Source organism: Allomuricauda sp. M10 (assembly GCF_020782875.1).
Taxonomy (GTDB): domain Bacteria; phylum Bacteroidota; class Bacteroidia; order Flavobacteriales; family Flavobacteriaceae; genus Flagellimonas.
In genome coordinates this window covers 349380-375243 of the sequence record NZ_JAJGBN010000003.1, presented here as the reverse complement: position 1 = coordinate 375243, position 25864 = coordinate 349380, and the positions used below count along the sequence as shown (strand labels likewise).

Genomic DNA, 25864 nt, shown 5'->3' with positions numbered 1-25864 from the left:
CTTAAGGGGATAACTTTATTTGAGCTTTTTGTTATTCTGATGACGGTCGTGATCTCGTTTGGTCTTCAAATCCAATTTTTTATCGAAAGCGGCTTGTAGGTCAATACCAGTTTGATTGGCCAAACATAGGACCACAAAAACCACATCGGCCAGCTCCTCACCAAGGTCCTTGGCCTTATCGGATTCCTTTTCACTTTGCTCCCCATAGCGTCTGGCAATAATCCGCGCCACTTCTCCCACTTCCTCGGTGAGCTGGGCCATATTGGTAAGTTCGTTAAAATAGCGAACTCCATGGTTTTGGATCCATTCATCAACAGCTTTTTGTGCGTTTGCTATGTCCATTATTCTTTATTTTTAGTGTCGATGGTAATCGTTACCGGACCATCGTTCAACAATTCTACTTTCATATCGGCGCCAAAGATTCCGGTGCCCACTTTTTTACCCAGATCCTGCTCTATCTTTTGCACAAAGCTTTTGTACATAGGAATAGCGATATCCGGTTTGGACGCTTTGATGTAGGAAGGACGGTTGCCCTTTTTAGTGAGGGCATGGAGGGTAAATTGGCTCACTACAATAATATCGCCCCAAACATCCAACACTGAGCAGTTCATTACACCGTCCTCATCATTAAAAATTCGAAGGTTCACTATTTTTTGGGATAGCCAATCAATATCTTCCTTACCATCGGCATCCTCTATTCCCAACAATACCAACAAACCTTGACCAATGGATGAGACCACTTGGCCATCAACGGTTACACTTGCCCTTGAAACTCTTTGTATAACTGTCTTCATTAACGCTCCCTATATGGATTATCTTCCTCCCCGGTCAACATTTGAACATAACTCCTATAACGGCTCCATGCGATTTCCTCGTTTTCCAATGCTTCCTTCACGGCACATTTAGGTTCGTCCAAGTGCAGGCAATTATTGAACTTGCATTGTGATTTCAACTCGAAGAACTCCGGAAAATAATCCCCGATTTCATCCTTTTCCATATCCACGATACCAAATCCTTTTATGCCAGGTGTATCAATGATCCTTGCATCAAAATTGAGGTCGTACATCTCGGCAAAGGTGGTGGTATGCTGCCCTTGAAGGTGTTGTTCGGAAATTTCCGCAGTCTTGAGATGTAATCCCGGTTCCAAGGCATTGACCAAGGTAGATTTCCCTACTCCCGAATGTCCTGCGAACATGCTGGTCTTCCCTGTCATCAACTCCTTAACCTTGTCCACATTCTTACCGGTCTTTGCCTCCATCTGGATACATGGATAACCAATGTGTGTATATAAATCCACGAGGTAGGCCACTTCGGCTTTTTCATCTGGTGAATACGTATCCATCTTATTGAAAAGCAGAATTACAGGAATATCATACGCTTCGGCAGTGACCAAAAAACGATCTATAAAACTGGTGAAGGTCATGGGATTGTTCAACGTGACCAACAAGAAAACTTGATCTAAATTGGAAGCAATGATATGGGTCTGTTTGGACAGTTTAACCGATTTCCGGATAATGTAGTTTTTACGCTCCCCAATCTCTGAAATAACACCAACGGTTTCATCCCCAACATTTTCCAGCTCAAATTCCACATGGTCGCCTACCGCAACAGGATTGGTACTTTTTATGTTTTGGGTACGGAACTTCCCCTTGATCCGGCACTCGTAAAATGCACCATCCGTGGACTTTACGGTATACCAGCTACCCGTTGATTTATAAACAGTTCCGTTCACAATTTGTTCAAATTTTCATTACAAAGAAACAATATTCCTTCTTTTCCGTCGTATATCTTTGTTAACAGTTTTAATAATCATTAACTAATACATTATGAAAAAAATCGTTTTGATCGCAGTGTTGACCCTAGCTGCCGCATTCGGTGCAAACGCACAACAGTACAAGGTAATCACCAGTGTGGAATCCATTGTTCCCAACGGTCTTGGTAGGTCAAGGATCATCAATGCCCTTGAAGACAAGGATTATAGGGAGTTCACCAGTGTACAGACCGAGGATGACAACACCCGTAACAAATCGGACAGGGACGAAATCCGTGTGAAGAATTTTGAGGAAACCAAATTGTTGAACTTTTACAACATTGGTGGTATCCGATTCCAGAACATCGCCGCAAACGACGCCATGATCACTTCCATGATTAACGACATGATTTCCAATGGATGGGAATTGGCTTTTGTGGTAAGCGGTGTTGAGAGCGAAGGTGGTAAAGGTGACGGACAAGGTATTTTTATTACCCGTTACATTTTTAGGAAGTAACCAATCCTCACAAAACAAAAAAGGCCCTGAGGATAAATCCGATGGGCCTTTTTTTTGTGTTTATATTTTAATCCTTGATGTAGATCCTACCCCCTACAAAGGTTTTTTTGTGTACCATTTTCGGATTGCCGTACACATAAACATCCCCACCGGCACGCACATTGATGTCCACTGCTTCAGAGGCGAAAATATCAGCTTCCCCACCAGCTGAAATTTTGATATCGGTATTGGCGGTCCTAAGATCTCGGCCATCAAAAATACCGCCCGTGTTCAACACTACGGATTGGTTCTTGGCCAAACCGGAAGCTCTCACAATACCACCCGTTACGGCACGGATGTCGGCATAATCCACATCCATACCAATATGTATCAGGGCACCTTCTTGGGCCCTTAGTTCAATTTTGCTTTTTTGCACCATTTCGTTACAGGTAATCTGGGCACCTTCATTACTGTCGATCACATCCAAATTGGTATAATAGACTTCGATCATGGTGTCCTCTCCTTGGAATTTTTTGTCCAATTGCATGCGAAGTTTCAAGATACCTTTCTTATTGGTCCAGGTAATATCATCCACATTATGCCCTTTGATCATAATTCGGTTTTCATCCGATTGGATCAGGTTCACTTCGATGAGATCAAATACTTTGATTTCATGGAACTCCCCCACCTCTGTATCAATGATGCGTTGGGCAAACGTCAAAAAGGGAAGTAAAAGGAAACTGAGTACATATAATTTTTTCATGATAGAGTGTTTTTACTTCTGAAAGATGACCGAAGAACAAGATCGTTACAGTTTAAAATAAAAAAACTGTTTGCATCCCGGAATATTTACCCAGAGACACAAACAGTTTCCTCAAAAACAGTCCTATTTACTAGGCGTTGATGATTTTTTCTTGATGGTTGATGGATTCTTGGTGAATGGCCTTGAACATCTTCAAAACAAATTCCTCACTCAATCCTCTTTGCTCACCTTCCAAGATCATGTTGCCCAAAATGGCGTTCCATCGATTGCTTTGCAACACGGCAACGTTCTTTTGCTTTTTCAACTCCCCGATACCATCAGAAACCTTCATGCGTTTGCCCAAAAGCTCGATCAATTGGTTATCCAACACATCAATTTGCGTTCTAAGGTTGTTCAACTTGTTATTGTATTCCGCTTCCTCATCGGTTTCTTTTCTGATGCGAAGGTCTCTCATGATCTGCACCAAGCGTTCTGGTGTCACTTGCTGAGCGGCATCACTCCATGCATTGTCAGGGTCACAGTGGGTTTCAATCATCAGACCATCAAAATTCAGATCCAAAGCCGTTTGGGATACATCAAAGATCATATCGCGTTTACCGGTAATGTGGCTTGGGTCGTTGATAATAGGAAGGTCAGGGAACTTAGTTTGAAGCTCAATGGCCAACTGCCACTCTGGAATGTTACGGTATTTGGTCTTCTCGTAAGTGGAGAAACCACGGTGGATCACACCCAATTTTTCAATATTGGCGGTATGCAAACGCTCCACGGCACCCAACCACAAAGAAAGATCCGGGTTCACTGGGTTTTTCACCAATACTATCTTATCGGTACCTTCCAAAGCGTCGGCTATTTCCTGAATGATGAATGGGCTCACCGTTGAACGGGCACCGATCCACAATAGGTCTACATCATATTCCAAGGCAAGGTCTACGTGGGCACGGTTTGCCACTTCGGTAGCGGTCTTCAATCCGGTTTCCTCTTTTACCTTTTGCAACCATTTTAGCCCGATGGCACCAACGCCTTCAAAATTTCCGGGACGGGTACGCGGTTTCCAGATTCCGGCACGGTAGTAGCTCACGTCCGTATCCTTCAATTGGTGTGCAATCTTAAGTACCTGGTCTTCGGTTTCGGCACTGCAAGGTCCTGCGATGACCAGTGGATGGCCCAAGTTCATATCATCCAACCATTTTCTCATTTCCTTCTTGTTTTCCATAATGCTTCCTATTTTTTTGTAAGTGGAATTCCTTTAAGTATTTGTTTTATTTTATTGGTATTGCTCATTTCTAAATGGACGTTTTCAAAATCGTTGTTCTCCAACAGCTGCTTGAAAGTGGTCAGGTTTTGGATGTACTCTTCCAATGTCTCTACCACGTTGTCCTTGTTCTGTTCAAATATGGGTGTCCACATGTCAGGTGAACTTTTTGCCAAACGCACGGTACTTTCAAAACCAGATCCCGCCATGTCAAAAATATCACGCTCGTTCTTTTCTTTTTCGATAACCGTTTTTCCCAACATAAAAGAACTGATGTGTGATAAATGGGATACGTAGGCGATGTGTTTATCGTGCGCTTCTGGATTCATATATCGGATTCGCATGCCAATTTCCTGAAAAATGGCCAAGGCCCTTTCCTGCAATTTGAAGGCTGTTTTTTCTACCTCACAGATAATCATGGTCTTGCCGTCGTACAAACCTTCCAAAGCCGCGGACGGACCTGAAAATTCTGTACCCGCAATGGGATGGCAGGCCATAAAATTGCGTCGTTTGGGATGTTCGGCCACACTTTCACAGATCAATCTTTTGGTAGATCCGGCATCCATCACCACGGTGTCATCTCCCACGGCATCCAAAATTTTGGGAAGTTCGTGCACCATGGCATTAACTGGAATACTCACATAGACCATATCGGCATCCACCAAGGCATCCAAATCCCCTTTTTCATCAATTATTTGTAGGTCCAAGGCTTCATCCAAGTGGGTCTGGTTCTTGTCCAACCCCACAATGGTAACCTGAGGATGCAATTTTTTCACATCCCTGGCAAACGAGCCCCCTATCAATCCTATTCCGATTACTGCTACCTTCATGATTAAAATCTTGATATGGCTTCCTTGATTTTTTCTTCCTTTACACAAAGTGAGAATCGGATAAATCCTTCACCATTGCTCCCAAAAATAGTCCCGGGTGCAATGAATATGTCCTTTTCATACAAGACGTTATCGATAAATGCCTCTGACGAAAGGGATCCTTCGGGCAATTTGCACCAAACGAACATACCCACGGCATTTTTATCATAGGTACAGCCCAATTTATCGGCCAATTGAAACATCAATTCCCTTCTTTTGGTATACACTTTATCTAGTTCCTCATACCATTCAGGGCCACTTTGCAAGGCCACCACAGCTCCCTTTTGGATACCGTAGAACATCCCTGAATCCATATTGCTCTTCACTTTGAGCACCGCATTGATATGTTCCTCATTGCCTAAAACCATTCCCACACGCCAGCCGGCCATATTGAAAGTCTTACTCAAACTGTTCAGTTCCAAGGTGCATTCCTTTGCTCCTTCAATGGACAAAATACTGGTTGGGTTGCTGGACAGTACAAAGCTGTACGGATTGTCGTTCACCAAAAGAATGTTGTGTTTTTTGGCAAAGGCTACCAAAGACTCCAGTTGTTCCAACGTTGCCGTAGCCCCTGTTGGCATATGCGGATAACTGATCCACATCAACTTTACTTTGGACAGGTCCTTTTGGGATAATGCTTCCAAATCTGGGAACCATCCATTTTCTTCTGTAAGATCATAAGTGACCGGTACGGCTTCAACCAAATTGGTCACAGATGCATAGGTGGGATATCCTGGATTGGGCAACAACACTTCATCCCCCACATTCAAAAACGCCATACTAATGTGCATTATGCCTTCCTTGGAACCCATTAAGGGTAAAATCTCGGTGGCTGCATCAACACGTACCCCGAATTTTTGCTGATAGAAATCGGCGATGGCCTCCCTAAGTTCTGGCAACCCTTGGTAACTCTGGTATTGATGCGCACCTGTATCGGTAATGCAGTCCCGCAAAGTTTCCAACACCTTTGGTGATGGTGCCAGATCAGGGCTCCCGATTCCCATATTGATGATGGGCTTTCCTTGATTGACCAACCCCCTTACCTCTCTCAACTTTTTAGAGAAGTAGTATTCCTGAACGCTATGTAATCTATCTGCAGTTATCATTGCAACCTCGCATTTTTATATTCTCCCAATACTTGAAAATCCTCTGCCATAATCTCCAAAAGGGATTTTGCCTTGGCAAATTGTTCGTATTTCTCAAAGGTCATGTCCACAAAAAAGGCATACTTCCATGGTGTTTCAATGACCGGAAGCGATTGGATTTTAGTAAGGTTCATATTGCAATCGCTCATCACGTTCAAAACTGTGGCCAAACTTCCCCTTTTGTGATCGGTGATGAAGCGCAAAGAGGCCTTATCTATTTCTTCTTTGGGTAAAACTTTGTTCTGTTTTTTAAGGATAATGAAACGTGTTGCGTTGTTGACAATAGTCTGGATGTTATCCGCAATGATGTCCAACCCATACAGCTCAGCAGCCATTTTTGGGGCAATGGCGGCAATATTTTTCAGTTTCTTCTCTTTGATTAGCTTGGCCGTTTCAGCGGTGTCAGCACTTTCCACCAATTTAATGTGAGGATGGGCCCTAAAAAATTCCTTACACTGCAACAAGGCCATGGGATGGGAATGCACTTCTTTTATATCCTCAAAAGTCCTGCCTTTGAGTACCATCAAATGATGGTGGATGTTCAAATAATGTTCCCCTATGATGTGGATCTTGTTATGGTAGACCAGATTGTAATTGGGAATGATGGAACCCGCAATGGAATTCTCGATGGCCATGACACCTTTGTCCGCTGTTCCTGTCAACAAATGGTCGATGATGGCATCAAAAGAACTGCATTCCAATAATTCGATGTCGTTTCCAAAAAAATCCGTGGCCACCTTATGGTGGTTGGAACCCTTAATTCCCTGAATGGCTATTTTTAAACCCATTGCAAAAAAAAAGTCCCGATTTAGATCGGGACTTTATGTATTGGTTATACTTTAAACGCATTCACAACAGTCCCGCACCTCTCTTAAAAAAGAAGTAAAAATAAAAACCGTTCCAGAAATACGTATTTGTCATCTCGTAATAAATTCTCGGCTAATTTAGACAATCCTTCCTAAATCAACAGGTTTCCTTAATTTTTTTTTGATTTTTTTCGATTTAGAAGATTTCGTTGCATTTTACTTCGTCATAATCTATCATTTTTAAGAATTTAAATATAAAATTGTTTTATGCCAACGTAGAGCCGTATTGTATAAAGTCTTATAAACAATACTTCTAAAAGTGTATTTTTGAACAATCAAATTAAGTGGAATGTCCATCACCGTTCAGAACATCACCAAAACCTTCGGCACCCAAAAAGCGTTGAACAATGTATCATTCTCCATCAAAAAGGGAGAAGTGGTGGGTTTTTTAGGTCCCAATGGGGCAGGCAAATCCACCATGATGCGAATTTTGACCACATACTATGAAGCGGATAGTGGCGATGCCGAGGTTAATGGTTTTGATGTGTTGAAAGCGGAACGGGATGTGCAAAAAAGCATAGGATACCTTCCTGAGCACAATCCGCTCTATCTGGAAATGTATGTGAAGGAATATTTGGCTTTCAATGCCGATGTGTACCACGTGCCCAAGTCGAAGATTGCAGAGGTCATTGAAAAAACGGGACTTACTCCTGAATCCCACAAAAAAATCGGGCAACTGTCCAAAGGATACCGGCAACGTGTTGGCTTGGCCGCCGCCCTGCTCCATGACCCCGAGGTTTTGATCTTGGATGAACCTACCACTGGCCTTGACCCCAATCAATTAATCGAGATTCGAAAATTGATCCGTGAAATTGGCAAGGAAAAGACCATTCTGCTTTCCACACATATCATGAAAGAAGTGGAAGCCGTATGTGATCGAGTCATCATCATCAACAAGGGAGAATTGGTTGCTGATAAAAAGCTGGAAGAACTCCGTGAGACAGAGGAACAAATCATTGAGGTGGAGTTCGATTATCGTGTGGAAGAACAATTGCTTCAGCAATTACCCCATGTCTCTAAAGTGATCAACACCGGTGGGTTTGTGTATGAGCTTACCTTCAACACTACCAGTGATATGCGCCCTGCTGTTTTCGATTTTGCGCATGACAACCAATTGAAAACTCTTCAGTTAAGCAGGAAGAATAAAAATTTGGAAAGCCTTTTCACCGAGCTTACTTCTTAAATTTTCAAGGGATACCCTTTCCTAAATAATCCAATAACCGCAACAATTATGGTATTTTTGCGGGCAGAAGTATTACGCACCTATGAAGCAGAACAAAGCCCGGTTGGAACTTTCCAAAGAAGAAATGCAAAAGTACGGTTATCAGATCGTGGATGCGATCGTGGAGCATCATCATACCCAACATGAAAAATTCCCCGTCGCATTTGGTTCCCGGGAAGAGATGGACAACCTGTTTTTGGAAGAGGCCCCCGAAAGCGGCATGGATGCTTCAAAGGTTTTGGAATTTGTTCTAGAGAAGGTGATGACCAACACGGCCAATATGGCCCATCCCAGATCGTTTTCCTTTGTTCCTGGCCCTAGCAACTATATCAGTGTTATGGCCGATGCTCTGGCCACTGGCTACAATATTTTTTCAGGTGGGTGGTCCATCGGTCCAGCAGCTGCGGAATTGGAAATTGTGACCATTCAATGGTTGTTGAAAATCTTTGGATTTCCGAAGAAAAAGGGTGGAGGGATTTTTACCAGTGGTGGTTCCATGGCCAACCTCACTGCCGTGGCAACGGCCCGAAGGATCAAATGTGGGGACAATTTTTCAAAAGCGATCATCTATCTGTCCGATCAGGCACATTCTTCCAACATCAAGGCTATTCGGGTTTTGGGATTCAAAAAGGAACAGATCCGGATCATTCCCACTGACAATGAGTTCAAGTTTGCGTTGAACAAATTAAAAAACTGTATTGCCAAAGACCGATTGGAAGGTTTGCACCCTTTTTGCCTCATAGCTTCTGCAGGAACAACCAATACGGGTACCGTTGATCCCTTGCCAGAATTGGCCAAAATTTGCAAGAAGGAGGATATTTGGTTCCATATTGATGGCGCTTACGGTGGTGCCGCCATTTTATCCCCGAAAGGTAAAAGCATGTTGAAAGGCATTGAAAAGGCTGATTCTTTGACGGTAGATCCGCACAAATGGTTTTACCAACCGTATGAAATGGGATGTTTGTTGGTCCGAAACCACAAAAACCTGAGCCATACCTTTACTGAAAAACCAGAATATCTGCGTGATATTGAAGGGAACACTTCCGAAATCAATTTTTATGACCACGGCATCCAACTCACCCGAAGGTTCAGGGCGCTTAAGTTTTACATGTCCTTAAAAACCTTTGGTTTAAAGGAATTTCGGGATGCCATTTCTTATAATATCGACCTGGCGGAAGAAGTGGAAAACCTATTGAGGGGCAGCAAAAGCTGGGAAGTAGTGTTCCCGGCCACTTTGGCGGTCATCAATTTTAGGTACAATCCCATCAAGCAAAATTATGGCGAGAAAGAACTGGACCAGATCAACCAATACATTTCCCATAAAGTAGTGGAATCAAGAAAAGCGTTATTGGTTACCACCATTTTGAACAACCAAGTAGTGTTGCGGATGTGTCTGATCAATCCCAGAACGACTATGGATGATGTAACTGAAACTTTGGATCTGTGCAGGAAATTTGCGGAGGAATGGGAAAACAAGCTATGAAATTCAAGTAAAAATCTTATCAAACAAGATTTTCATTTTGAAATGTTATATTCAAATTTCAGTTCCAAACGATTTTCTAAGTGCATTTTTTGGAGTGTTGAAATAACCAATAATAATGCGAAAAATTGCGCATTATAAATTTGAAAATCAAACGATTGCTCGTATTCCTGCAAATCATTATCATGATGAATTGGATAAACAGGTATATCCCCATGCAAGAAACGAGACCTTACATCATACATCTTTTTGATTTCTTTTTTAAAATTTTTCATTTCACCCAAGTATAATTGGATTTTTGTATTTAATTGATCGGAGATTTGTGTCACTCCTTTAGTATAAATCAATTCAAGAATTCTCATCAAGTAAACAAATCTTGTAATCTCATCTGCATCTCCATTCAAATGAGATAAATCATTTAGAGCTTTTCCGTATGTGGATTCTTGATGATACAAATACAACAGTTTGTTCTTCTTTATCCAACTATAAAATGTTGTTATCTTCAGGAAATTTATTTCCGGGTATTCATATTTGTTCCTCAGTTCAAATACTTCTCTGAATGAGTAAATTTCATATTGATTTCCAGCTCCGTATAAAAGTTCTTTATCATTGATGAAAATTCTAGGTTTCCATAGCTTTAGGCATCCCGGCCTTGCTATTGACGAAATCAATAGAATCTCAAAAAAACCGTCAATAAAGTATGAGCTCAAAAAATAAGGTAAGTAACTTACATTTTCTTCATCTTTTATTTTTATATCCTTTCCTCCTTGCGTGAAATTATTTTCCACACAATATAAGTCTAAATCTACGTCAACATTAACATCAAATAACAACCTATTTTCCTTGAGTTCATATAAAGGAAAAGACATTATATCATTCAAGCCCAACTCCTTCTCATCAAATTCAACTAGTGCCACCCTTGAAGAATAATTCAAAATCCAATTTGGCAATTCAAATGGAGAGGATTCAATGATTTCATTAATCTCTTTGATTGCAATTTTTTTCTGTTCAAAAGGATAGTAATCTTCAAAACGATAATCGAATACAACTGGATAATAAATTTTGATTGAATTTTTCATAAAACAATTTTGAATATTTGATCCAGCTCATTTTGCACCTTGGGATCGGTACAATTGATCAAGATGGAAATTACTTTTTCTTCCTTGGGATAGATAAAAAGGTTGGTATAAGCCCCCACGCTGTTGCCCACATGTCCCACAAAATCCCTTCCTGCTGCATCTCGGCTCACCTGAAAGCCCAAACCATAGTAGGTTGGCTTGCCATTTATCATTTGGGAAGTCAATATTTGGTCATACGTTTCCTTTTTCAGCAACTTACGCTCTAAAATGGCCTGACCGAGTTGGGCAATATCATCACTGGTGGACAGAAATCCACCACCCGCCAATTTGTAAGCATTGTTCACCTCAATAGCTTTTGTAAAACACAAAGAACGCTTGGTATAAAAACTGGCCGTGTTCTCGACTGCGCTCGAACTGACATCTATTTCATTAGGTGAAAAAGTGGAGATCAATTCCAAAGGAACCAAAACTTTCTCCTTTACATATTCTGAAAACGGTACACCGCTGGCTTCTTGCATGGCCAAGGAAAGGAGTACAAAATCGAAACTATTGTAGAGGTACCCTTTACCAGGCTCGAATTCCAAAGGATCTTTTTGAAACACCTCAATACTGTCCTTAATACAGAAATCTTGGTTCAGGGCAAATTCCTTGCCCCTATATCCTCGAATCCCTGCCGTATGTCCGGCTAATTGTCGTAATGTAAAATCGAATTCTTTTTTCGGGTAGTTGGGGACATACTTGTAAAATGAATCATCCAAATCCACCAAACCTTCTTCCATCATTTTACCCAAGGCCAGTGCCGTGATGCATTTGGAAATACTGGCAATCCTAAAGATGGTATGTTTGGGATCGATTCGAGACCTATCCTCCAAATGGGCGAAGCCATATCCATTTTGGAGTATGATTTCCCCTTTGTCCAAAATGGTGACTCCCAATCCAGGTGCTTTTTTTTCGGCCACCAGATTATGGAACTGGGCATCGGCTTTTTCAATACCTGAAAGTCCATCCAGCGATTTGACTTTTGGGTAGGGAGAAAACAGACATTTAATAAAGGGAAAAAGGCCTTTCAAACGAATCCGATTTTGATACATCAAAGGTACCTAGAAATCCACTGGATTCTATGGATTGTTGTCATAGTTTAGACTAATATCCTCAATCTTGGAAGATAAGTCTGCCATTGTACAATTCTTCCACATCAACCTCTGGAGGTCGATTGACACTGACTACGTCACCCGTTCCCCGAATGACTCCACTAATCCGCTGTTGGGGGTTTACATAGACATCATTGGTGCCCCTATGATTGATGGAGACCGAGTTTGCCATCAGTTCTTCGGCCTCTATCCTGGAATCCCCAGCGGCAACCGTAACATTAAAATTGTTCGTGTTTCCTCTCAATTTAAAATACGCAATACCGTTTACCACAATACTTACGGTGGTTGAATTCATCTCCAAATCAAAAGAACCATCCGTAGTCTCGGTTTCAGGATTGGTAAAGCTTTCAGATATAAGGGTTATACTTGGATAATCCAATACCCCATCACTGGAAATGGGCAAACCCGTGCTACTTCTAATTTCGGTAATGTTCGGGGAGGTCACATACACTGTGGTCAAACCGTATTCCCTTACATAATTGCAGCTATTTTCATTCCGAAGGATCAATCGGCCATCTTGTACTTCGGCAGAAACATCATCGAGCAAATATTCCCCGGTTTCAATTTCCACCAATTGTTCATCACCTTGTTTCAATACTACTTTCACGTTTTCAAAAACCGTCATGGTGGTAAATTCTGGAACATCTACAGGCACACGAACCAAATCCCCCGCATTTTGAAAGCAATCGGGAACATTATCTCCGTTGCAAGAATTCAAAATCAATAGAAGAATTACAATGAACGACCTCTCGACTGCGCTCGAGGTGACATTCATAAATCCATGTATTCTTCCCATTGTTAACATCTCAAATCTCATTGCTATAATCTAACACCGATTCCAAATTCAACAGCTTCGGCCTTTGCCCCATGGGATTTTAAGGTAAGGGCTCCGAAGATCCTATCCCCAAAATACCGTTTCATCCCAATTCGATTGTACATACGACCTTCAAAATCAAAAGGATAATACACGTAATACCCTAATTGGGCCACGACGCTCATCTTGTTCACGAACAATTCATGACCCAAGAATACCCCCACTCGCTTGTAATCGGTATCGGGATCCACATCCAGTTCCGGAAAAGATATGGATTGGTATCGAATCAATTCCTTCAAAAAATTGGAAAAGAATACATCCGTACCCAATTGAATGGCACTTCGTTTACCCAAACGCTTATCGGCATAAGCTGAAACTATGACAAACCCATATCGCCCCATATTGATCACATCACTTTCATTGGCACCTCCACGCAAAACCAGGTTATACCGAATCGGTTCTGTTGTTATCCCTGTAGATTCTGGATGCAGGTACTCGTAAGTAGTATCGTTATCCAGCTCGTACGTAAGGCCAAAATTGAGGGCAAAGGTATTGGTAGAGGTATTGGGTGCCTTAAAATTGGCATTGGAATAATGGATAAATGCCAGACCTGCATCCAATCCTAAACCTGACACAATTTTTTGATGGTAATTGAACATTAATGTGGTACTGCTCAAAATATGGCTCCCGTAGGCGTTGTTCCTGAAATTTTCATTTTTATCGTACGGATTGGTGTTGTAAGCCAGTCCTTGGGCCACACGCAATTGCACTTTCCTATTGAAAAAATAAAAATTATAGTGCCCATACAATCCAAAGTGTTCGCCCAGGGTAGCATTATTGGTGTTTTGATACACAAACGTGAACCCCGTATCGGGATAGCCGAAATCGGCCTCCCATTCCTTATCTCCATAGGTTTTCCGACTCACCCCCAAAATAAAGCCACCGGGATGTTCCGTGATCAAGTGGGAAATGTCAGGATTGTGCAACAGAATAGATCCGTAAAACTGATGGGCGTCCAACACGAACTTTTTGGGCACTTCCCTACTCTGGGAAATTCCAAAAAATGAAATCAGGGCGAAAATCAGGCAAAGTAGGTACCTCATGGGGCACTAAAGTAGGGAAATAAAAAAACACCCTTACTCATCGAATTGGAAAATTACTATGAAAGATTACCCCTGTCGTTTTCAACAGAGTGAAGAATCCAACCTATTTGGCAATCACGTCTACCTATTATTTTTTTTGAGATTCTTCGTCAGTATACTTCCTCAGAATGACTCTTACTGTTGATTTTTTCCCCAATAAAAGCAAAGCGGGAACGTCATTCTGAACGCAGTGAAGAATCTCCACAGTTTTTCAATGTACCCAACTTAAGATTCTTCGTCAGCAAAGCTTTCTCAGAATGACTCTTATTGTTGATTTTTTTCCCAATGAAAGTAAAGCGGGAATGTCATTCTGAACGGAGTGAAGAATCTCCACAGTTTTTTAATGTACCCTACTAAAAAAGCTCCTTGGCTATATCCTTGATATTATCCGATTTCCCCATGGAATAATAATGCAGTACCGGAACGCCTGCAGCCTTCAACTCTTTGGATTGCTGAATGGCCCATTCTACCCCAACTTTCCGTACATCCTGATTGGTCTTACAACCTTCTACGGCTTCAATCAAATCTTGCGGGATATCCACACGAAATACCTGTGGCAATAATTGTAGGTGTTGTTTCACTGCAATCGGCTTTATACCTGGAATGATGGGCACGTCAATACCCATTTCACGTGCTGCCTCCACAAAAGCAAAGAACTTTTTATTGTCGAAGAACATTTGGGTCACTACGTAATCGGCCCCCAATTCCACTTTTTCTTTTAACCGTTTCAAATCAGATTGAAGGGAAGGGGCTTCCATATGTTTTTCAGGATAACCAGCTACACCAATGCAGAAATCACCCATTTCATGGCCTTCAATGACTTCATGTAAATAGTTGCCTTGGTTGATATCATGGATTTGCTTTACCAACTCGGCAGCATATTGATGACCTCCCTGTGTGGGAATAAAATATTTTTCTTCCTTTCTGGCATCTCCCCTCAACGCCATTACGTTTTCAATTTCCAAATACTGACAGTCCACCAAAAGATACTCGGTCTCTTCCCTGGTAAAACCGCCACACAGTACATGAGGAACGGTATCCACATCATATTTATGCTTTAGAGAAGCACAGATGCCTAATGTTCCTGGACGTGTACGGGTCAGTTTTTTGTCCAATAATCCATCTTTCTCCTTGTAAATGTATTCTTCACGCGAAGTGGTAACATCAATAAAGGGTGGCTTAAACTCCATCAACGGATCTATGTTCCTATAGAGTTCTTGTATACTTTTCCCCTTTACCGGTGGTACAATCTCAAAACTGAACAAGGTGTCTCCTTTGGCCTTTTTTATGTGGTCCGTTATCTTCATTCTTAACTAATCGTTTTTAGTTGTTGGTTGATAGTTAATGGTTTTCTCTTTTTAATTATCCTATTTTGGTTGACTCATATTTCCTCTTTGAGAAAGGTTCTAGATGTCCAATAAATCATTTTGACCAGTTTTCGGGATTCTTTCCAAACTTCCAAATCAATATATTCCATAAACCAAAACCTATAAACCATCAACAATATTGGGAGCTAGCCACTTTTGGGCTTCCTCCAAAGTTATTTCTTTTCTTTTTGCAAAATCGGCTACTTGATCTTGGGTCATCTTTCCCAAACCAAAATATTTGGCCTGTGGATGAGCAAAATAATATCCACTAACGCTGGCCGCTGGCCACATGGCCAGACTCTCCGTTAATTTTACCCCGATTTTTTCCTCCACATCCAACAATTCCCAAATGGTCAATTTTTCCAAATGGTCCGGACACGCTGGATAACCGGGTGCGGGACGGATTCCCTGATATTTTTCATCAATAAGGGACGAATTATCCAAGTTTTCATTCTGGGCATACCCCCAATATGTTGTTCGAACTTCTCTGTGGAGATATTCCGCAAATGCTTCTGCCAAACGATCGGCCAAAGCTTTTATCATGATGGAATTGTAGTCATCATGGTTCCTTTCGAATTCAGTGGCCAACTCTTGTGTCCCAAAACCGGTACTGACACAGAAAAAGCCCATGTAATCCTGTATTCCTGATGTTTTTGGCGCAATAAAATCTGCCAAGGCGATGTTCGGCACCCCTTCCCTCTTTTTCAATTGTTGACGAAGCGTTCTAAAAATGAAGGTCTTTGTATTGTTCTCGACTGCGCTCGAACTGACAACTTCAATATCATCCTCATCAATTTGATTTGCAGGGAACAATCCAAAAATGGCCTTTCCCTTCAATAATTTTTCATCCAAAACCTTTTGCAAGAGTTCCTTGGCATCCTTAAAAAGCTCAGTCGCTTGCTTGCCTACCACCTCATCGGTCAAAATATCCGGATATTTGCCATGTAGGTCCCAGCTTCTGAAAAACGGGGTCCAATCAATATAGTCCGTAAGCAACTTCAAATCAAAATCTTCCAACACCTCAATACCCAATTGCTTTGGTTTTTTAATGTCCGATGGATTCCAGTCAATCTGCAATTTATTGGCCCTAGCCTCTTCCAAGGTCAAATATTCCTTTTGCTTGCCACGGTTCAAAAACTTGTCCCGAAAGCTCTCATAATCCAGCTTGATGTTTTTCTTATATGAGGTCGAGGTTTCCTTTTGCAACAAATCCCCCACCACGGTCACGGCCCGGGATGCGTCGTTTACATGAACCACCGAATGACTGTATTGCGGGTCGATTTTTACAGCTGTATGGGCCTTACTTGTAGTGGCACCCCCGATCAATAAGGGCACTTGAAAGTTTTGGCGTTCCATTTCCTTGGCCAAGAACACCATTTCATCCAAGGATGGGGTAATCAAACCGCTGAGGCCAATAATATCCACCTGCTCTTCCTTGGCCTTGTTGATGATCTTTTCCGGTGGCACCATCACGCCCAAATCCACAATTTCATAATTGTTGCAGGCCAAAACCACACTTACGATGTTCTTTCCAATGTCATGCACATCACCCTTCACCGTGGCCATCAAAATTTTTCCTGCCGCCTTGGTGTTCTGATCCTTGGATTCCTCAATGAAAGGAGTTAAATACGCCACGGCTTTTTTCATTACCCTTGCGGATTTTACCACTTGGGGCAAGAACATCTTTCCGCTTCCGAACAGGTCACCCACCACATTCATCCCGGTCATCAAATTGCCCTCTATCACTTCCAAAGGTCTATCGGCCTGAAGTCGAGCTTCCTCCACATCTTCAACAATGTATTGGTCTATCCCCTTTACCAAAGCACGGGTTATCCGATCTTGAAGCGGTTCTTGCCTCCACGACAAATCCACTTTGGCTTCCTTGGCCGTTCCCACAACGGTCTCGGCAAACTCCAACAAGCGTTCGGTGGCATCCTCACGTCTGTCCAGCAATACATCCTCTACATGCTCCAGCAAATCTTTGGGAATATCATCATACACCTCCAACATGGTCGGGTTAACGATTCCCATGTTCATACCTGCTTTAATGGCATGGTACAAAAATGCAGAATGCATGGCCTCACGTACCGTATTGTTTCCACGGAACGAAAAGGAAACGTTGCTCACCCCTCCACTGACACTACAATAAGGCAAATTGGTTCGAACCCAGCGTGTCGCCTCAATAAAATCGATGGCGTTGCGGCGGTGTTCTTCCATTCCTGTTGCCACAGGAAAAATATTCAAATCGAAGATGATGTCCTCCGGTGCGAACTTTACTTTGTTCACCAAAATGTCGTAGGAACGCTTCGCTATTTCGATCCTACGCTCATAATTGTCTGCCTGACCTACTTCATCAAAAGCCATAACGATGACCGCAGCGCCATAGCGCTTGATCAATTTTGCCTGGTGAATAAATTGTTCCTCTCCTTCCTTCAAACTGATGGAATTCACCACACATTTGCCCTGCACCACTTGAAGACCTGCCTCAATGATTTCCCATTTGGAGCTATCGATCATGATGGGTACACGGGCAATATCGGGTTCGGAAACAATCAGGTTCAAGAATTTGACCATAGCTTCTTTTCCATCGATGAGACCATCGTCCATATTCACGTCGATAATCTGCGCCCCACCTTCTACTTGGTTACGGGCAATAGCCAAAGCTTCATCAAACTTTTCTTCTTTAATGAGCCTTAGAAATATCTTGGAACCGGCCACATTGGTACGTTCCCCCACGTTGATGAAATTACTTTCGGGGGTGACGATCAAGGGCTCAAGACCTGATAAACGCAAAAAATGTTCTTGGTTGTTCGTTGTCCGTTGTTCGCTGATAATACTCATAACTTTTTATGATAGTTGATGAATCCGTTCAACAATTTTTTAACTCTTTCAATTTCTACAAGAATCTCATCAATACTGGCAATCGTAAGATTCAAATCCTTCGCAAGTATAATTTGAGTTTCAACTTCGTATAGTGAACCTCTGGCAATATGTAAAAAATGTATGGTTTCCTTAGCTGTTTGTCTTCCACATCCTTCTGCAATATTAGAAGATACAGAAACAATAGATCTTCTTAATTGGGAAGTAAGGGAAAACTGCTCTTCCTTCGGAAAAGTTCCTGAAAGCTCATACACTCCCTTGACCAATCCTCTTGCTTGCAACCAAACATCCAATTCTTTGTAATCCATAACTTTGATTTCCAAGAACGATTAACTGATAACGGACAACGACCTCGGTTCATAATCCTTTACAACATTGGCAATCGCTTTAATATGTTCCGGAGTAGTGCCACAGCAACCGCCTACAATATTCACCAATCCTTTTTCCACATATTCCTTGATCTGGGCGGCCATCTGTTCCGGCGTTTCATCGTATTCCCCAAAAGCATTGGGCAACCCCGCATTGGGGTGGGCGGAAGTGGCAAATCCCGACTTTGCGGAAATCACCTCCAAATGGGGAACCAACTGTTTGGCGCCAAGCGCACAATTGAACCCCACCGATAAAATCGGAATATGGGAAACCGAGATCAAAAAAGCTTCCGCTGTCTGTCCTGATAAGGTTCTACCCGAAGCATCGGTAATAGTACCACTCACCATGATGGGCACTTCAATATTCCGTTCATCCTTAACTTCTTCAATGGCAAAAAGGGCCGCTTTTGCATTCAGCGTATCAAAAATGGTCTCTACCAATAAAATATCGGAACCACCATCCAACAAAGCTTCAACCTGTTCCTTATAAGCCTTTCTAAGTTCATCAAAGGAAACGGCACGATACCCGGGATCGTTAACGTCTGGCGACATGCTTGCTGTTTTGTTGGTGGGACCTATACTCCCCGCCACAAACCGTGGTTTGCTTGGATTCTTTTTGGTGAACTCATCAGCCACTTGTTTGGCGATTTTGGCCGATTCAAAATTCAGTTCATACACCAATGCCTCCATACCATAATCGGCCATGGCGATGGTAGTACCGGAAAAGGTATTAGTCTCGATGATGTCCGCCCCAGCTTCCAAATAAGCCCTATGAACATCTGCAATGGCCTGGGGCTGGGTCAAGGACAAGAGATCATTGTTCCCCTTAAGGTCACTGGGCCAATCCTTGAAACGTTCTCCCCTAAAATCTTCCTCCTCGAATTTATAGCGTTGCAGCATGGTGCCCATGGCCCCATCCAATACCAAAATCCGTTTCTTTAAAATGTCCTCAATTTTTTCCATAGTACAATTCCCTTTACAATAGGATGTAAGGGTATCAAGAAAAGTGTGGAAATACTTTGAATTCTTTCGTTATCCTTCCCTTTTGGCAGGATATTGCTCCAAACCTTCCCGTAAAACGTTCAGGATAAGGGTAGAATGTAGCACCTTCTCGGAAGTCGAGGGTTGCTAAGGCTTCAAAGGGTCCAATCCCTCCACCTTTCTTGATAACACTTTCAATCTATTAATGAACTGAAGTACAAAGAAACGGCTCTCCCCAGTGAAAAGCAAAAAATGGCCCTTGATTTTTACATTTCCAACAATAAAAAAACGGGCTGAAAAATCAACCCGTTTTAGAACACTCTTTGTTAGAATTTAAATCATCATACCACCAGAGACTTCTATGCGCTGGCCGTTTACCCATTTGGCATCGTCAGTGCACAGAAAGGCAACCACTCCACCAATATCACTTGGGATACCCACACGGCCCAAAGCAGTGAAATTGGCTATGGCCGTTCTTTTGCCTTCATCGGTCTTGTTGGTGCCACCACCAAAGTCCGTTTCTATGGCTCCTGGTGCGACCACATTCGACCTGATCTGTCTTGCACCAAGCTCTTTGGCCTGATATCTGGTAAGAGTTTCCATAGCTGCTTTCAAAGCTCCATAAACTGAATATCCAGGGAAAGAAAATCGAGCCAATCCACTGGAAATGTTCACGATTCCACCTCCGTTCGTCATGATCGGCAACATTTTTTGTGTCAGGAAAAATGCACCTTTAAAATGAATATCCACTAAAGTATCAAATTGTTCTTCCGTAGTTTCTGTGATCATAGCATTGATGCCAATCCCGGCGTTATTGACCAAATAATCAATGTGGTCCGCTCCAAAATGGGAACCAATCGCTTTTTTGACTTCTTCTACAAAGGCATCAAAACTACCTACCTGAGACACATCCAATTGCAACGCATAGGCTTTTTGACCCAAATTTTCAATTTCCTGAACTGTTTTGTCCGCCTCTACCTTATTGCTTTGGTAGGTCAAGACCACATCCAATCCTTTTTTGGCCAAATTGATGGCCATATTTTCCCCAAGGCCTCTACTGCCTCCGGTCACTAATGCTATTATACTTTTTGCCATTTTTTTTTGATTTTTGATTAGGATACAAAGTTCTGAAACAAGTGATCTTGGCAGATTGCGAGCATCAATCCATTTTTTGCAAAAATCAAATAGCGATACTACCTCTAAATTTTAAAGGAGATGTTTTAGAAAACTTCTTGAAGAAATTGGAAAAGTGGGCCACTTCCTCAAATCCCAAACTGAATGCGATTTCGGAAATGTTCCAATCCGTGTTGTTAAGTAAGATTTTGGCCTCTTCAAAAACACGGGCATGGATGATAGCCGTTGTGGTACTTCCCGTAGTTTCCTTGAGTACTTTATTCAAATGATTCGCATGCACTGCCAACCGCTCCGCAAAATCGTTCGCCGTTTTCAAAATCAAGCGTTGGGCAGGAGTATTTATGGGAAACTGTCGCTCCAACAGTTCCACAAAAAGGTCAGTGATGCGGGTTGCCGCATTTTTGCCATTTTCCACAGGTTGCACTGGTTGTAACTTTTGACCAATGTGCAACAGTTCCACAATATACGCCCGAATCAAATCAAATTTAAAAGGATAGTCTGAAGATAACTCCCTGTCTATCTTTTGAAAAAGTTGTTCCAGTTCTGCATAATCCTCATCGGAAATATTGAAAATGGGAAACCCTCCTGGTTGGAAAAGTGGCAAGGTTTCCAAAATGACCCCACTTTTATCCTTGGATAAAAAGTTCTCCGTGAATACACAAAAATACCCAGACTGGTTTTCATCCTGTGGTACATAATGATATGGGATTTTGGGTGATGCAAACAATAGGGCCTTATCAGCAATATCGATGACCTTATCGGCATATTCCGCCCTGTTCTTGCCGTTGATCAGACTGATCTTAAAATAGGATCGCCGATCGTAACGCATCTCCCCTTCGTTCAGCTTGGCTCGGTATTCATCGATTTTGAACACATTAAAATGCCCAATGTCCTTTCCAATGGTATCAGGAATGGGCAATTTCATTTTTCCATAAAAATCCCGCAAGGTGAACAGCTCTTCCATGGTATTGTAAAATTCAAATATAGTGTAAAAACAAAAACACCCTCCAAAATTGCTTCTGGAAGGTGTCTTTGGAAAATATATATAATTTTAATTGATGCTCTGCACCACTTCTTTTTTGGCCTCTTTTTTAGATCCATCAAATCCTTCCACACCACCAACAGTAGTATATTTCATCACGTAGCGTTTATCTGGATTGATAATCTGATAGGCAAACTGGCACATAACGGCAGCTTCGTGGAATCCAGAAAGGATCAACTTCAATTTACCAGGATAGATGTTAACGTCCCCAATAGCGAATACCCCTGGAATGTTTGTCTGGTAATCCTTCGCATTGTTCACCTTGATGGCGTTCTTCTCAATTTCCAAGCCCCAATCTCCGATAGGTCCTAATTTGGGAGACAATCCGAACAGCGGAATGAAATAATCGGTCTCCACGTAGCTTTGTTCCTTGGATTCGTCATTGTATTTGATCACCACAGCCTGAAGTTCTTCCTTACCATGGATTTCCTGTACTTCTGCTTCGGTATACAATTGAATCTTGCCTAATTTGGCCAATTCCCTTGCTTTTTCCACGGAATCCAAAGCGCCACGGAACTCATTTCTACGGTGTACCAAAGAAACTTCGGAAGCTACATCTGCCAAGAAAATGGCCCAATCCAATGCGGAATCCCCACCACCGGAAATGACCACTTTTTTGTCGCGGAACAGTTCAGGATCCTTGATCATGTATTCCACACCTTTGCTTTCAAACAGTTCAATATTGGCAATCAACGGTTTCCTAGGTTCAAAAGAGCCCAATCCACCAGCAATGACCACAACAGGAGCTTGATGCTTTGTACCTTTATTCGTGGTTACCACAAAGGAACCATCCTCTTGTTTATCCAAGGTTTCGGCACGTTCACCCAAAGTAAATCCAGGCTCAAAAGGTTTGATCTGTTCCATTAACTTGTCCACCAATACCCCGGCCAAAATCTCTGGATAGGCCGGAATATCATAGATCGGTTTTTTAGGATAGATTTCGGAACACTGACCACCTGGTTGTGGAAGTGCATCAATCAAATGGCATTTCAACTTTAACAAGCCCGCCTCAAAAACGGTGAACAACCCGGTTGGTCCCGCTCCAATTATAATGATGTCTGTTTTAATCATAATACTGCTTTTAAAATTCTGCAAAGTCCCTTCGACTACGCTCAGGGACCCCAGATTAACTTGACAATTTTTAAACTTTAACTAGCGATTTTTTTCCCTTGTATTGGTATTCCTTTTGAATATCCAATATTCTTTGGCGATGATTTACCACCTCACCGATGATGATGATCGCAGGATTGGACAACTGCTGCTCCTTTGCCTTGTTCTCAATGGAAGCAACAGTACCAATACCTATTTTTTCATGCTCCGTAGTACCATTTTGAATAATGGCCACCGGAGTCTGTTCTTTTCCTTCTTGCTTGAAGAGTTCCATGATTTCTCCCAATTTTGACATTCCCATAAGGATGATGACCGTTGCACTCGATTTCGCGGCCAAGGCCACATCATTGGAAAGTTTGTGTTCCTTGGTGGTACCCGTAATGACCCAAAAACTCTCGGCCGCCCCACGTTTGGTCACTGGAATGTTTTGGGATGCCGGCACTGAAACAGAGGATGAAATCCCTGGAATCACGGCCACTTCGAGGCCCAGTTCCGCGGCATATTCCATTTCTTCGGCACCACGGCCAAAAACAAATGGATCACCCCCTTTTAAACGGACCACATGAAGTCCCTGATCGGCTCTTTGCACGATCAGTTCGTTGATCTGTTCCTGCTGGTAGGTGTAGCAACCTTTGCGCTTACCCACAAATATCTTTTCAGCTTGGGGAGCATAGTCCAACAACTCTTCGGACACCAAGGCATCATACAACACCACATCCGCAGCCTGCAATGCCTTCACACCCTTAAGGGTGATCAAATCCACATCCCCGGGGCCTGCCCCAACCACTGTCAATTTTCCGTTACGCATGTTCCAACTCCAATTTTCTGTATGCTTCCAATCGTTCCAATACGGTTTTCGCATCTTCCACATAGCTTTTTGCAAAGGCTTCGGAAGGCTCATTTTGGTTGAGTTGAAGAGCAAAATTTTCAAATCCACCTTCAAACTCAATTTTTCCTGTGGCCACATAGAGTTCATCAAAATCCTTGATGATGCTCGCATGGGTATTCACTTTTTGTTTCTCCGCAGTCAACAATGCCTTGGCAGAGTTCACCATGGACTGATAGGAATAATAAATACTCGCCGCCCATTTTCCTTCTTGGATGGCTTCTTCGGCACTGTCAATCTTCTCTTGGCTCTCGAAGAACAGCGTAGCCACCAAGTCCACAATAACTCCGGCGCATTCCCCTACCCCGATTTCCTGAACGTATTTTTCCTCGTTGCCCCAATCGATGAAATCTTCTTGGGTCAGGTTATCCACATCGGTCAATGGTTTTAAGAAATCATAGAAATAAAGCTGCCCTTTTTCCTCATAATACTCGGTGAAGTTTGTCCCATTTCCATTGGCCTCAAAATCATCCAAGATCAAACGAAGGGCCTGAGGTCCTCTTTTACTTGGGATTTTGGCCACTTTGTCCGCGAACTTTCCGTTTCCGTTACCCAAATTTCCACCACCCAACAAAACCTGAAGGGCAGGTGCCACCAATTTATCCTTGGTACGGATAGACATTCCTTGGAAGCCGATGTGAGCCATATTATGTTGCCCACAAGCATTCATACACCCACTGATCTTAATCACCACATCAGCATTGTTGATGTATTGTGGGTATTCGGCTTTGATCACGCGTTCTAACTCATCGGCGATACCGGTACTGCTGGCAATACCCAAATTACAGGTATCCGTTCCAGGACATGCGGTGATGTCCAAAGCCTTGTTGTAGCCTGCTTCGGCAAAGCCTAATTTTTCAAGTTCTTGGTAAAAGAAAGGAACCAATTCCTCCTTCACGAAGGGTATCAATATATTTTGACGTAGGGAAAGGCGAAGCTCACCGGCAGCGTAGTTCTGCACCAAATGGGCCAATTCCCTTGCTTTATCGGTATAAAAATCACCCAACAATACCTTAATACCGATGGCTACATAGCCTTCTTGTTTTTGGGGCACCAAGTTGGTGGATTTCCACTGTTCAAATGCTTTGGTATTCTTAATTTCAACTTTGGGAGTTTCCACTCCGGCCACTTGTACCTGTGGATAATTTTCAAAATCGATTGGATAGGATTGAATAGGAATGGCGGTCTGCTCTTCTTCCAATAATTGTTTGAAACCGTCCAAACCGATATCCTTCAACAAAAATTTCATACGCGCCTTGGCCCTACTCTTGCGTTCCCCGTAACGGTCGAACACACGAACCACGCCTTCCATCATCGGGATGATCTTGTCCGTAGGCAAAAAACTGTAAAGTTCGTCGGCATGGCGGGGCTGTGAACCCAATCCACCGGCCAACATCACTTTGAACCCTCTTACCCCATTTTCAATTTTGGCGATAAAACCAAGATCGTGCATATAGGACAATCCGGTATCGGCATCGCTGGCAGAAAAAGAAACCTTGAATTTTCGGCCCATTTCCTGACCGATAGGGTTTCTTAAAAAGTATTCGAACAACGCTTGGGCATAGGGAGACACATCGAATGGCTCATCCACATCGATACCTGCTGTTTCACTGGCCGTTACGTTACGAACCGTATTACCACAGGCTTCGCGAAGCGTAACTTGGTCTTTTTCCAACTCTGCCCAAAGCTCAGGAGTGCGCTCCAAATCCACATAATGGATCTGGATATCCTGACGGGTGGTGATGTGGAGACGACCACGGGAATATTCATCGGAAACATCGGCAATCCGGAGCAGTTGTTTGGAAGACACCTTACCATAGGGCAATTTGATGCGGATCATCTGCACCCCTGGTTGTCGCTGGCCATAAACGCCACGCGCCAAACGAAGACTACGGAATTTTTCCTCATCGATGTTGCCATCCTTGAACTGGCGAATTTTTCTCTCCAAATCAATGATGTCCTTTTCTACTATCGGGTTCTCTATTTCTGTTCTAAAACTTTTCATTATCCTATTTTTCCTATCTCTTTTATAGGTTTATAATAAAAATCTTCCCTTTTGCCCATTTG

The 25864-nt window shown here is 42.5% G+C and carries 24 protein-coding genes and 1 riboswitch; of the genes, 3 read left to right on the top strand and 21 right to left on the bottom strand.

Annotated elements, in window-relative coordinates; genetic code table 11:
* Positions 1 to 15: 15 nt before the first annotated feature.
* The 3 genes from LKX84_RS10605 to rsgA are packed head-to-tail and all read right to left on the bottom strand — an operon-like array spanning position 16 to position 1732.
* A complete protein-coding gene (locus LKX84_RS10605; protein WP_119648359.1) occupies positions 16 to 342 on the bottom strand; it encodes a nucleotide pyrophosphohydrolase in 327 nt (108 codons plus the stop codon).
* Positions 342 to 794: a D-aminoacyl-tRNA deacylase gene (dtd, locus tag LKX84_RS10600; protein WP_228237136.1), complete on the bottom strand. Its 453-nt coding sequence runs from the start codon at positions 792 to 794 to the stop codon at positions 342 to 344. The genes LKX84_RS10605 and dtd overlap by 1 nt, the downstream gene beginning before the upstream one ends.
* Positions 794 to 1732, bottom strand: a complete 939-nt coding sequence (rsgA, locus tag LKX84_RS10595; protein ID WP_228237135.1) for a ribosome small subunit-dependent GTPase A — start codon at positions 1730 to 1732, stop codon at positions 794 to 796. The genes dtd and rsgA overlap by 1 nt, the downstream gene beginning before the upstream one ends.
* 94 nt (positions 1733 to 1826) lie before the next feature.
* Here rsgA and LKX84_RS10590 point away from each other — a divergent pair, with 94 nt between their 5' ends.
* Positions 1827 to 2267: a hypothetical protein gene (locus tag LKX84_RS10590; protein ID WP_228237134.1), complete on the top strand. Its 441-nt coding sequence runs from the start codon at positions 1827 to 1829 to the stop codon at positions 2265 to 2267.
* A gap of 67 nt (positions 2268 to 2334) precedes the next feature.
* Here LKX84_RS10590 and LKX84_RS10585 read toward each other — a convergent pair whose 3' ends face one another.
* The 5 genes from LKX84_RS10585 to LKX84_RS10565 all read right to left on the bottom strand — a co-directional run bounded on the left by LKX84_RS10585 (position 2335) and on the right by LKX84_RS10565 (position 7063).
* Positions 2335 to 3009: a head GIN domain-containing protein gene (locus LKX84_RS10585; RefSeq protein WP_228237133.1), complete on the bottom strand. Its 675-nt coding sequence runs from the start codon at positions 3007 to 3009 to the stop codon at positions 2335 to 2337.
* A gap of 130 nt (positions 3010 to 3139) precedes the next feature.
* Positions 3140 to 4222: a bifunctional 3-deoxy-7-phosphoheptulonate synthase/chorismate mutase type II gene (locus tag LKX84_RS10580; protein WP_163634924.1), complete on the bottom strand. Its 1083-nt coding sequence runs from the start codon at positions 4220 to 4222 to the stop codon at positions 3140 to 3142.
* 8 nt (positions 4223 to 4230) lie between these two features.
* Complete coding sequence (locus LKX84_RS10575) at positions 4231 to 5091, bottom strand: prephenate dehydrogenase (RefSeq protein ID WP_228237132.1); 861 nt, start codon at positions 5089 to 5091, stop codon at positions 4231 to 4233.
* 2 nt (positions 5092 to 5093) lie between these two features.
* The gene (locus LKX84_RS10570; RefSeq protein ID WP_228237131.1) at positions 5094 to 6236 is read right to left on the bottom strand and encodes a pyridoxal phosphate-dependent aminotransferase; all 1143 of its coding nucleotides are present in this window, start codon (positions 6234 to 6236) and stop codon (positions 5094 to 5096) included.
* The gene (locus LKX84_RS10565) at positions 6233 to 7063 is read right to left on the bottom strand and encodes a prephenate dehydratase (protein ID WP_228237130.1); all 831 of its coding nucleotides are present in this window, start codon (positions 7061 to 7063) and stop codon (positions 6233 to 6235) included. Before LKX84_RS10565 ends, LKX84_RS10570 begins: the two co-directional genes overlap by 4 nt.
* Before the next feature lie 367 nt (positions 7064 to 7430).
* On the opposite strand from LKX84_RS10565, the gene gldA reads away from it, so the two are divergent.
* Positions 7431 to 8324, top strand: coding sequence for a gliding motility-associated ABC transporter ATP-binding subunit GldA (gene gldA / locus LKX84_RS10560; RefSeq protein WP_228237129.1), 894 nt, complete (start codon positions 7431 to 7433; stop codon positions 8322 to 8324).
* An 82-nt stretch (positions 8325 to 8406) separates the two neighbouring features.
* Positions 8407 to 9846: a pyridoxal phosphate-dependent decarboxylase family protein gene (locus LKX84_RS10555; RefSeq protein ID WP_228237128.1), complete on the top strand. Its 1440-nt coding sequence runs from the start codon at positions 8407 to 8409 to the stop codon at positions 9844 to 9846.
* A gap of 32 nt (positions 9847 to 9878) precedes the next feature.
* Here LKX84_RS10555 and LKX84_RS10550 read toward each other — a convergent pair whose 3' ends face one another.
* The 13 genes from LKX84_RS10550 to LKX84_RS10490 all read right to left on the bottom strand — a co-directional run bounded on the left by LKX84_RS10550 (position 9879) and on the right by LKX84_RS10490 (position 25802).
* Positions 9879 to 10922, bottom strand: coding sequence for a HEPN domain-containing protein (locus LKX84_RS10550; protein ID WP_228237127.1), 1044 nt, complete (start codon positions 10920 to 10922; stop codon positions 9879 to 9881).
* A complete protein-coding gene (locus tag LKX84_RS10545; protein ID WP_228237126.1) occupies positions 10919 to 11992 on the bottom strand; it encodes a serine hydrolase domain-containing protein in 1074 nt (357 codons plus the stop codon). The genes LKX84_RS10550 and LKX84_RS10545 overlap by 4 nt, the downstream gene beginning before the upstream one ends.
* An 82-nt stretch (positions 11993 to 12074) precedes the next feature.
* Positions 12075 to 12869: a head GIN domain-containing protein gene (locus LKX84_RS10540; protein WP_228237125.1), complete on the bottom strand. Its 795-nt coding sequence runs from the start codon at positions 12867 to 12869 to the stop codon at positions 12075 to 12077.
* Between the two features lie 23 nt (positions 12870 to 12892).
* A complete protein-coding gene (locus tag LKX84_RS10535) occupies positions 12893 to 13990 on the bottom strand; it encodes an acyloxyacyl hydrolase (RefSeq protein WP_228237124.1) in 1098 nt (365 codons plus the stop codon).
* Between the two features lie 392 nt (positions 13991 to 14382).
* Complete coding sequence (metF, locus tag LKX84_RS10530) at positions 14383 to 15336, bottom strand: methylenetetrahydrofolate reductase [NAD(P)H] (RefSeq protein ID WP_228237123.1); 954 nt, start codon at positions 15334 to 15336, stop codon at positions 14383 to 14385.
* Positions 15337 to 15516: 180 nt separating this feature from the next.
* The gene (metH, locus tag LKX84_RS10525; RefSeq protein WP_228237122.1) at positions 15517 to 18237 is read right to left on the bottom strand and encodes a methionine synthase; all 2721 of its coding nucleotides are present in this window, start codon (positions 18235 to 18237) and stop codon (positions 15517 to 15519) included.
* On the bottom strand, positions 18234 to 18584 hold the full coding sequence (locus tag LKX84_RS10520; protein WP_228237121.1) for a four helix bundle protein: 351 nt from the start codon (positions 18582 to 18584) through the stop codon (positions 18234 to 18236). Before LKX84_RS10520 ends, metH begins: the two co-directional genes overlap by 4 nt.
* A 21-nt stretch (positions 18585 to 18605) precedes the next feature.
* Positions 18606 to 19607 carry a homocysteine S-methyltransferase family protein gene (locus LKX84_RS10515; RefSeq protein WP_228237120.1) on the bottom strand — a complete coding sequence of 334 codons (1002 nt, stop codon included), beginning with the start codon at positions 19605 to 19607 and terminating at the stop codon, positions 18606 to 18608.
* A gap of 66 nt (positions 19608 to 19673) precedes the next feature.
* A riboswitch (SAM riboswitch) is annotated at positions 19674 to 19817 on the bottom strand.
* A gap of 141 nt (positions 19818 to 19958) precedes the next feature.
* Positions 19959 to 20720 (bottom strand): SDR family NAD(P)-dependent oxidoreductase, encoded by a 762-nt coding sequence (locus LKX84_RS10510; RefSeq protein WP_228237119.1) that lies wholly within the window; start codon positions 20718 to 20720, stop codon positions 19959 to 19961.
* Positions 20721 to 20805: 85 nt separating this feature from the next.
* Positions 20806 to 21723, bottom strand: a complete 918-nt coding sequence (locus LKX84_RS10505; protein ID WP_228237118.1) for a helix-turn-helix domain-containing protein — start codon at positions 21721 to 21723, stop codon at positions 20806 to 20808.
* Between the two features lie 87 nt (positions 21724 to 21810).
* Complete coding sequence (locus LKX84_RS10500; RefSeq protein WP_228237117.1) at positions 21811 to 22872, bottom strand: NAD(P)/FAD-dependent oxidoreductase; 1062 nt, start codon at positions 22870 to 22872, stop codon at positions 21811 to 21813.
* 70 nt (positions 22873 to 22942) lie between these two features.
* Positions 22943 to 23719 carry a uroporphyrinogen-III C-methyltransferase gene (gene cobA, locus LKX84_RS10495; RefSeq protein ID WP_228237240.1) on the bottom strand — a complete coding sequence of 259 codons (777 nt, stop codon included), beginning with the start codon at positions 23717 to 23719 and terminating at the stop codon, positions 22943 to 22945.
* Positions 23712 to 25802 carry a HEPN domain-containing protein gene (locus LKX84_RS10490; RefSeq protein ID WP_228237116.1) on the bottom strand — a complete coding sequence of 697 codons (2091 nt, stop codon included), beginning with the start codon at positions 25800 to 25802 and terminating at the stop codon, positions 23712 to 23714. The genes cobA and LKX84_RS10490 overlap by 8 nt, the downstream gene beginning before the upstream one ends.
* Positions 25803 to 25864 lie beyond the last annotated feature (62 nt).

Coding starts and splice junctions, on each gene's coding strand:
- LKX84_RS10605 (WP_119648359.1), bottom strand. CDS start 342: ATGGACATAGCAAACGCACAAAAAGCTGTTGATGAATGGATCCAAAAC.
- dtd (WP_228237136.1), bottom strand. CDS start 794: ATGAAGACAGTTATACAAAGAGTTTCAAGGGCAAGTGTAACCGTTGAT.
- LKX84_RS10590 (WP_228237134.1), top strand. CDS start 1,827: ATGAAAAAAATCGTTTTGATCGCAGTGTTGACCCTAGCTGCCGCATTC.
- LKX84_RS10585 (WP_228237133.1), bottom strand. CDS start 3,009: ATGAAAAAATTATATGTACTCAGTTTCCTTTTACTTCCCTTTTTGACG.
- LKX84_RS10580 (WP_163634924.1), bottom strand. CDS start 4,222: ATGGAAAACAAGAAGGAAATGAGAAAATGGTTGGATGATATGAACTTG.
- LKX84_RS10575 (WP_228237132.1), bottom strand. CDS start 5,091: ATGAAGGTAGCAGTAATCGGAATAGGATTGATAGGGGGCTCGTTTGCC.
- LKX84_RS10570 (WP_228237131.1), bottom strand. CDS start 6,236: ATGATAACTGCAGATAGATTACATAGCGTTCAGGAATACTACTTCTCT.
- LKX84_RS10565 (WP_228237130.1), bottom strand. CDS start 7,063: ATGGGTTTAAAAATAGCCATTCAGGGAATTAAGGGTTCCAACCACCAT.
- gldA (WP_228237129.1), top strand. CDS start 7,431: ATGTCCATCACCGTTCAGAACATCACCAAAACCTTCGGCACCCAAAAA.
- LKX84_RS10555 (WP_228237128.1), top strand. CDS start 8,407: ATGAAGCAGAACAAAGCCCGGTTGGAACTTTCCAAAGAAGAAATGCAA.
- LKX84_RS10550 (WP_228237127.1), bottom strand. CDS start 10,922: ATGAAAAATTCAATCAAAATTTATTATCCAGTTGTATTCGATTATCGT.
- LKX84_RS10540 (WP_228237125.1), bottom strand. CDS start 12,869: ATGGGAAGAATACATGGATTTATGAATGTCACCTCGAGCGCAGTCGAG.
- LKX84_RS10535 (WP_228237124.1), bottom strand. CDS start 13,990: ATGAGGTACCTACTTTGCCTGATTTTCGCCCTGATTTCATTTTTTGGA.
- metF (WP_228237123.1), bottom strand. CDS start 15,336: ATGAAGATAACGGACCACATAAAAAAGGCCAAAGGAGACACCTTGTTC.
- metH (WP_228237122.1), bottom strand. CDS start 18,237: ATGAGTATTATCAGCGAACAACGGACAACGAACAACCAAGAACATTTT.
- LKX84_RS10520 (WP_228237121.1), bottom strand. CDS start 18,584: ATGGATTACAAAGAATTGGATGTTTGGTTGCAAGCAAGAGGATTGGTC.
- LKX84_RS10515 (WP_228237120.1), bottom strand. CDS start 19,607: ATGGAAAAAATTGAGGACATTTTAAAGAAACGGATTTTGGTATTGGAT.
- LKX84_RS10510 (WP_228237119.1), bottom strand. CDS start 20,720: ATGGCAAAAAGTATAATAGCATTAGTGACCGGAGGCAGTAGAGGCCTT.
- LKX84_RS10505 (WP_228237118.1), bottom strand. CDS start 21,723: ATGGAAGAGCTGTTCACCTTGCGGGATTTTTATGGAAAAATGAAATTG.
- LKX84_RS10500 (WP_228237117.1), bottom strand. CDS start 22,872: ATGATTAAAACAGACATCATTATAATTGGAGCGGGACCAACCGGGTTG.
- cobA (WP_228237240.1), bottom strand. CDS start 23,719: ATGCGTAACGGAAAATTGACAGTGGTTGGGGCAGGCCCCGGGGATGTG.
- LKX84_RS10490 (WP_228237116.1), bottom strand. CDS start 25,802: ATGAAAAGTTTTAGAACAGAAATAGAGAACCCGATAGTAGAAAAGGAC.